This is a genomic window from Microcystis sp. M53598_WE2 (assembly GCF_030067735.1).
In the GTDB taxonomy this organism is placed as follows: domain Bacteria; phylum Cyanobacteriota; class Cyanobacteriia; order Cyanobacteriales; family Microcystaceae; genus Microcystis; species Microcystis aeruginosa.
In genome coordinates, this window is the sequence record NZ_JASJFE010000802.1 from 1 (window position 1) to 7,017 (window position 7,017).

At 44.9% G+C, this 7,017-nt stretch carries 7 protein-coding genes and 1 pseudogene; 5 read left to right on the top strand and 3 right to left on the bottom strand.

Going from position 1 to position 7,017, the window contains the following annotated elements:
- A partial coding sequence (locus PX636_RS16355; RefSeq protein ID WP_288117854.1) for a hypothetical protein occupies positions 1 to 197 on the top strand: 197 nt, incomplete at its 5' end.
- Positions 198 to 319: 122 nt separating this feature from the next.
- On the opposite strand, the gene PX636_RS16360 is transcribed toward PX636_RS16355, so the two are convergent.
- The gene (locus PX636_RS16360; protein WP_002798374.1) at positions 320 to 1,363 is read right to left on the bottom strand and encodes an N-acetyltransferase DgcN family protein; all 1,044 of its coding nucleotides are present in this window, start codon (positions 1,361 to 1,363) and stop codon (positions 320 to 322) included.
- A 2-nt stretch (positions 1,364 to 1,365) separates the two neighbouring features.
- Positions 1,366 to 2,409 (bottom strand): dipeptide epimerase, encoded by a 1,044-nt coding sequence (locus PX636_RS16365; protein WP_288117856.1) that lies wholly within the window; start codon positions 2,407 to 2,409, stop codon positions 1,366 to 1,368.
- Between the two features lie 358 nt (positions 2,410 to 2,767).
- On the opposite strand from PX636_RS16365, the gene PX636_RS16370 reads away from it, so the two are divergent.
- From PX636_RS16370 to PX636_RS16385, 4 genes are all read left to right on the top strand, one after another.
- Positions 2,768 to 3,931: an LptF/LptG family permease gene (locus PX636_RS16370; protein ID WP_288117858.1), complete on the top strand. Its 1,164-nt coding sequence runs from the start codon at positions 2,768 to 2,770 to the stop codon at positions 3,929 to 3,931.
- Positions 3,932 to 3,991: 60 nt separating this feature from the next.
- Complete coding sequence (locus tag PX636_RS16375) at positions 3,992 to 4,159, top strand: hypothetical protein (protein WP_002759244.1); 168 nt, start codon at positions 3,992 to 3,994, stop codon at positions 4,157 to 4,159.
- A 127-nt stretch (positions 4,160 to 4,286) separates the two neighbouring features.
- Positions 4,287 to 5,630: an adenylosuccinate synthase gene (locus tag PX636_RS16380; protein ID WP_002798371.1), complete on the top strand. Its 1,344-nt coding sequence runs from the start codon at positions 4,287 to 4,289 to the stop codon at positions 5,628 to 5,630.
- A gap of 27 nt (positions 5,631 to 5,657) precedes the next feature.
- Positions 5,658 to 6,215 carry a 50S ribosomal protein L25/general stress protein Ctc gene (locus PX636_RS16385; RefSeq protein ID WP_002798370.1) on the top strand — a complete coding sequence of 186 codons (558 nt, stop codon included), beginning with the start codon at positions 5,658 to 5,660 and terminating at the stop codon, positions 6,213 to 6,215.
- A 108-nt stretch (positions 6,216 to 6,323) separates the two neighbouring features.
- Here PX636_RS16385 and PX636_RS16390 read toward each other — a convergent pair.
- Positions 6,324 to 6,878: pseudogene (locus PX636_RS16390) on the bottom strand (hypothetical protein); the annotation flags it as partial.
- Positions 6,879 to 7,017: the final 139 nt, after the last annotated feature.

The window sequence follows — 7,017 nt, forward strand, 5'->3', positions numbered from 1 at the left end:
GATTGATTATTGATAAAAGGTTGCTGAAGGGCGTTGTCAAATTGAAAGATGATCCGAATCAGCTTGGAACTGAAATTACTTTGATAGCAAGGATTGCATTGCATCTTTCATATTCTGATCTGACAACGCCTGCTGAAGACAAGACAATCATAGTATTCATTCAATCATTTCAATCACAGTTGAGACTAATTATGTGATGGACTGTGATTGATTATTGATAAAAGGTTGCTGAAGACAACACAATCATAGTATTCATTCAATCATTCCCATCACAGTTGAGACTAATTGTGTGATGGACTATGATTGAATTGATCACTGTTTACTGTTTACTGATCACTGATAATAACCCTTGACCACCAAAACGGACAACATCGGTACAAAATAACCCCGTTTCCTCCTGCACAGTTTCTATAGCTTGAACTGCCGCCTCCGGACTAAGATGAAAAGTATTTAAACTAATCCCTTTTACCTTCACCTCCCCGAAACTTCCCCCGGCGCTGGCAGTCATTTCGTAGAGTTTAATCACTTCTGTTAGGGGAGGGATGAGAATATCGGGTAAATCATTGATATGAATTTGTCCAGCGCGATGGACGAGAATTAACCCCGTTGGTTGACTGCCACGCATTAAGGGCAAGGTAGCAGTCGAACCAGGGTGTAAAAGGGAGCCTTGACCCTCAATAAACAAAATATCGTTATTTTCCGCCGATTCTAACACCAAAGCCTCGATCGCACCAGCAGCATAATCGACGCGCACTGCATCCAAGGGTACACCCTTCCCCGCGATCATAATTCCCCCCTGTCCAGTGGCTAAAAATTGCGATTTTAGCCCTTTTTCTGGGGCAACCCGGTGTAATTCGATGCTAGTGGACATTTTGCCCACACTCATATCCGTGCCTACGGTTAAAATACGCTGACAGGTTAAATTTTTCGCCCGCGCTTGCCCAATTTTTAAGTCTTGGGGTTCCAGACGGATATCCCAAATCCATTGATCTGGTTTAAGCTGAGGAAAAAGGGGTTTTAGGGGTGTATGGAGACCATTAACGAGGGATAACCCCGCCTTTACCCCCTCTTTGATTTCTTCTAGCCAATGGGGGGGTAAAATGCCTCCTGAGGGTGCGATGCCAATTAACAGGGTATCGGGATGATAGGTTAAAGCTTCCCTAACACTAGCAACAATCGGCAAGGGGCGATCGATTCCGGCCACTTCTTTTAAGGCGCTGCCGGCGTTTTCTGCGTCAATAATCGCCACTACCTGCGCTTTCCCGTAACGCAGATAACTTAATCCGGTTTTGCCGCGAGTTCCTTTGATTCCTTCGTGGAGAAGAATCGCTACTTTCTTGTCAGGAGTCAAATAATTAGTCATCTTTATATCCGTAAACTAACACCCAAACCGGGTGAATTATTTGGTTGTAAACGTCCCTTTTCTAAGCTTAAACCCGTAAAGGGATCATCGCGTAAATTTAAATGACTATCTAGGTCAAGATAGTTGACAAGCGGGCCAAGATGTGCTAGGGCAGTATTGGCTAAACTGCTGTCAGAGTAACATCCGAACATAATTTGCAGTCGGCAAGCTTGGGCAATATGAATCATTCTCTGCACTTCGGCTAATCCACCAGCTTTCATTAGTTTAATATTAATGCCGTGGACTCGATCGGCCAGTTTCGGGATATCTTGACTAGAAAAACAGCTTTCATCGACGAAGATAGGTAGGGGCGATTTTTGGTATAAATCGATTAAATCTCGTTCTTGTCCGACGGATAGGGGTTGTTCCACATAAATAACGCCTTTTTCCTCTAACCATTGGCACATTTTCACCGCATCGCTAAATTGCCAACCACCATTAGCATCGACAGTTAGGGGCAAATGGGGGACAATTTCTTTAATAGCCAGAATTATGGCTCGATCGGCTTCTATACCGTCCGGTGAGCCTAATTTGACTTTTAATAAGCTAAAATCGCCGATTTCTAGCCAATCTAACAGCCTTTTCTGCACATTTTCTGGAGAATTTAAACCGATAGTAACAGAAACCGGCGGAATTAAAGAGCGATCGAGTCCAAAAATTTGCCAGAGAGGTAAATTAGCTTTTTTGCCTAACCAGTCGTGCAGTGCCGTATCAATAGCGGCACGAGTAGCCGAAGATATCTGATTTTGCCATAAAATTTTCTCAATTTCTTGGCGTTGACAGGGGTGAAAAGATTGTAAAAGAGGCGCGATCGAGTTTAATTCTTGCAGGATTTTATCGGGTTTTTTCTCCTCGCTGGTAATATCAAAAGGGGATGCCTCTCCCCACCCTTCGATATTTTCCTCGCTAATTTTCAGCCAGATATTAGTATTTTCGCTGGTAGTGCCGCGACTAATCCTTAAAGGTACTCGTTTATGAATAGTAAAAGTTTGCCAGTTTAGCAGCATAATTCACCTGGGGATGATCGGGGAATAGGAACAGAAAAATTATCCACACTTACCCAAATCCTTACTTCTGTCCACTCTCCCCGCAATCATACAACTTCCGGCGGTGTTTTTCGTCAAAGACAAAATATGATAGGCTGACCGAAGGGATAGGCAAGACGGCTGCGGGTTAGGAAATGGGGCTCTTCTAGGTTCTGTGTGATAAGTTTAACTTACATAATGATCGATCTTTGTGTCCTCTGTGTCTGGAGTGGTTCCTTCCACTCCCTCGCCAGCAGGACTGTATCTTAGAATACATTTTACCCACCAAACCTAAGAGAGCCGGAAATGGGATGAAAGAGGAGTGAGTTAACCAAAATCAATGATTAAGAAAAAGATTTCTTACTGGGTAAATGGAGGTATTGCCCTCATTGATCGCTATCTGATCAGCCAACTACTACCCCCATTTTTATTTAGTGTTGGTTTATTTGCCTCTTTGGGAGTAGCGATCGGCAATCTTTCCGATTTAGCTAATCAGGTAGTTGATGCTAATCTACCCCTTGCCTCGGCCCTAGAAATTCTCCTGTTAAAAGTGCCAGAATTTGTCACTTATTCCCTGCCAGTTTCTCTTTTACTAGCCACTTTAATCACCTACGGACGTTTAAGTAGTGATAGCGAAACCGTTGCCCTGCAAAGCTGTGGAGTCACTCTTTACCGTCTTTTTATACCCACTTTTTGCCTGAGTTTAATAGTTACAGTGGTAACATTTTTATTGAACGAATATGTGGTTCCTAATGCTAATTATCGAGCCACAGAAATTTTAGTGCAGAAAATTAATAAAGAAGCAAATTTTTGGAAAAATAAAGACTTTTATTATCCCGATTATGAAATAAAAACCCTAGAAAATGGTACGATTAATCGCAATTTAAGAAGTTTATTTTATGCCGAACAATTTGACGGCGAAAAAATGAAAACTGTCACCGTTATCCGTTGGCTAAAAGAAGAATTAAATCAAATTATTATCGCCGATTCGGCCCGTTGGAATGCCGTCGATAACGTCTGGGACTTTTTTAACGGCATTATCTATGAATTAACCCCCCCTAACGCCTCCTATCGCCAAGTTATCCCCTTTAAAGCCGAAAAAATCGCTTTATCTCGCTCCGCTTTCGATTTTGCTCGTCAAAGCCGCGATCCCTACGAGATGAACATACCACAGGCGATCAAATATGTGCAACTGCTCAAACTCAGTGGCGATGATAAGAGAGTCAGGTTTTTTCAAGTGCGAATCCAGCAAAAAATCGCCTTTCCCTTTGTCTGTATCGTCTTTGCTACCATAGGTTGTGCCTTGGGTTCTCTACCGCAAAGAATCGGTCGGGGAACCAGTTTCGGTCTCAGTGTCGCCATTGTTTTCCTCTATTATCTTTTAAACTTCTTAGTGGGCAGCTTGGGACTAACCGCCACCCTCTCCCCCTTCCTAGCTGCCTGGCTGCCTAACTTTTTCGGTTTTGGTTTAGGTCTGTGGTTATTATGGCGACTTAACGGTTAGACTTTTTTGAAAATTTTCGTCAAGATAGGAGACGTAGAGTTATAGCAGGCCCGTTAGTCTATGTTTCCCTTCTTCTTTAACACTTGTGGCAGCACTTCCCGCCAAGAATGTCAAGAGCGTAAATTAACATTCCTCAAATGGATGCGCGATGACCTCGAAACCCGTCTAGCGGGATTAAATGCCGCTATCGAAACTATCGAGCGTCAAATCAGTCGGGAAGGTCAATAAACCCTGAAAATAGGCGAGTTTTCCCCTCGCCTTCTCCCCACAATTAGCTAAGAGAGATAACTTGACAGTTGTATTCGCCAAGAGGGATAATAGCAGTTTGTGTGAACTTTAGCTAGACTAAAATACCTTGGCTAACGTTATTGTAATCGGCGCTCAGTGGGGCGACGAAGGAAAAGGAAAAATCACGGATCTGCTGAGTCGATCGGCGGATGTGGTGGTGCGTTCTCAAGGTGGCGTAAATGCGGGTCATACCGTCGTCGTCGAGGGTCAAACGTTCAAACTCCATCTAATTCCCTCTGGGATTCTCTACCCAGATACGGAATGTATAATCGGCTCAGGCACAGTCATAGATCCCTCGGTGTTACTCAAAGAGATGGCGCAATTACACGCCCTCAATGTTACCACCGACAATCTCTATATCTCGCAAACGGCTCATGTCACTATGCCCTATCATCGGCTGCTCGATCAAGCATCCGAGGAAAAACGGGGTAAATATAAAATCGGCACCACGGGAAGGGGGATCGGCCCCACCTATGCCGACAAATCCGAGCGCATCGGTATTCGAGTCATCGACTTGATCAATACCGAGAATCTGCGGCAAAAACTAGAATGGACGATCAATTATAAAAACGTCATTTTAGAAAAGTTATATAACTTACCGCCTTTAGATGCGAAGACGGTGATCGAGGAATATCTAGAATATGCCGAGATACTGCGTCCCCATGTGGTCGATAGTTCCCTAAAAATCTACGAAGCAATCCGCAAGCGTAAGAATATTCTTTTTGAAGGGGCCCAAGGCACCCTACTCGACCTCGATCACGGAACCTATCCCTACGTTACCTCCTCCAATCCGATCGCCGGCGGCGCTTGTGTGGGTTCTGGCATTGGTCCAACGGTAATTGATCGAGTGATCGGTGTGGCCAAAGCTTACACCACTAGGGTAGGTGAAGGTCCATTTCCCACGGAATTAGAGGGGGAGATCGAGCAGTTATTGTGCGATCGCGGGGCGGAATTCGGGACCACCACCGGCCGTCGTCGTCGTTGCGGTTGGTTTGATGCGGTTATCGGTCGTTACGCGGTGCGAATCAATGGTTTAGACTGTCTAGCGATCACCAAATTAGATGTTCTCGATACCCTAGAGGAAATCAAAGTCTGTGTCGCCTACCAATTGGACGGCCAAACCTGTCGCCATTTACCCAGCAGTGCCGGGGAATTCGCCCGTTGTCAACCGATTTACCGAACGATGCCGGGGTGGCAACAACCCACCAGTGATTGTCGCAGTCTGGAAGACCTACCCAAACAGGCCCTCGATTATCTAAAATTCCTGGGGGCGATCATGGAAGTACCGATCGCTATTATCTCCCTAGGAGCTAGTCGCGACCAAACTATCATCGTTGAAGACCCCATTCACGGGCCAAAACGCGCTCTTTTGGACGAAAATGGCTCACCTTGGGATAATCACGAATTTTAAATCATTGCTAAAGAGGATTAGTCAACTATGCAAGTTAGCGTTGAATGTCAAAAAAGACCGGAAAATATTAACCCCAGGGCCCTACGTCGTCAGGGTTTGATCCCGGCGGTTCTCTACGGCCACAGCGGCACGGAATCGGTTTCCCTCGTGGTGGGAGAAAAAGCGGCCTTAACCCTGCTCAAAAAGGCCTCGGTAAATAATACCTTGGTGGATGTGAATGTTCCCGAAATGCCCTGGACGGGAAAAGCTTTGATCCAAGAGGTACAATCTCATCCTTGGAAAAGAAATCTCTATCACCTCAGTTTCTTCTCAGTATCTGCCCACGGTAAGCTCGATATCGTTGTTCCGATTAAAGCCATAGGAGAAGCGATCGGAACCAAACAGGGCGGTTTAATCGAACAGTTCGTCAACGAAGTTAATGTCTCCTGTATTGCCGATAATATCCCGGAAGTGATCGAATTTGATGTTTCGGAGATCGGTGTGGGGCAATCCCTGCTCGTGGGTGATTTGAAAATGCCAGAAGGGGTGACTTTAAAAGATGATCCCCATACCACCGTTTTTGCCATTGTTGCCGCTAAACGGTAAATTCAGTGATCAGTGATCAGTAACCAGTCATCAGTGAGCAGCCAATCATATTTCATTGTTGACTGTTGACTGTTGACTGTTGACTGGTTACTGCTCTGGCGCTCCCATCTACTGGGGGGTTATATCGTGAAAACGCTCAAATAGCTCCTCGCGGGCGGATTCGATTAATAAACGGCTAGATTCGCTGGGGGATAAGGATAACAATCCCTCAATCACGGGATTAAAAGAATCATCTAACTTTCCAAAGCGCACTTGTAGTAAATTTTCGATCATCCCCCGACGCGCCTCTTGAAGACCTGCTTGAAGACCTGCTTGAAGACCTGCTTGACGACCTTCTTCAAGAGCTTCTTCTCTAGCTTGACGACCTTCTTCAAGAGCTTCTTCTCTAGCTTGTCGTCTCACTCCTTCTTTCCATTCCAGATAAGTTTGCGATAACGTCATAAACACCTCTCGATCCTCTTCTTCTAAAATATTTTGTATTTCCACGCTCACCCGCCAACTAAGTAATAGTTCTATGACATTTTGACGGTAGTTGTTCCCTATTGGTAATTCTAGCAACTCTCGCACGGCTTGATTCTGAGTTTTGCCCTTACCCAATAACCTTAACCAGAGGGTGTGAAAATTAACAGGAAGTTGATTGATCACAATAATAGCCGTGCGCTTTGACACTCCCCGCTCTAAAGAGACGGGGATTCTTGGTTCACAGAGATTACTTGCTTAGACAGAATTGCTTCTGAAAAAGTAGAGGTATTCTCTCCCCAAGCGTTTATTGGATCGAGCCCAAAGGTTCCGGTATGCCCTA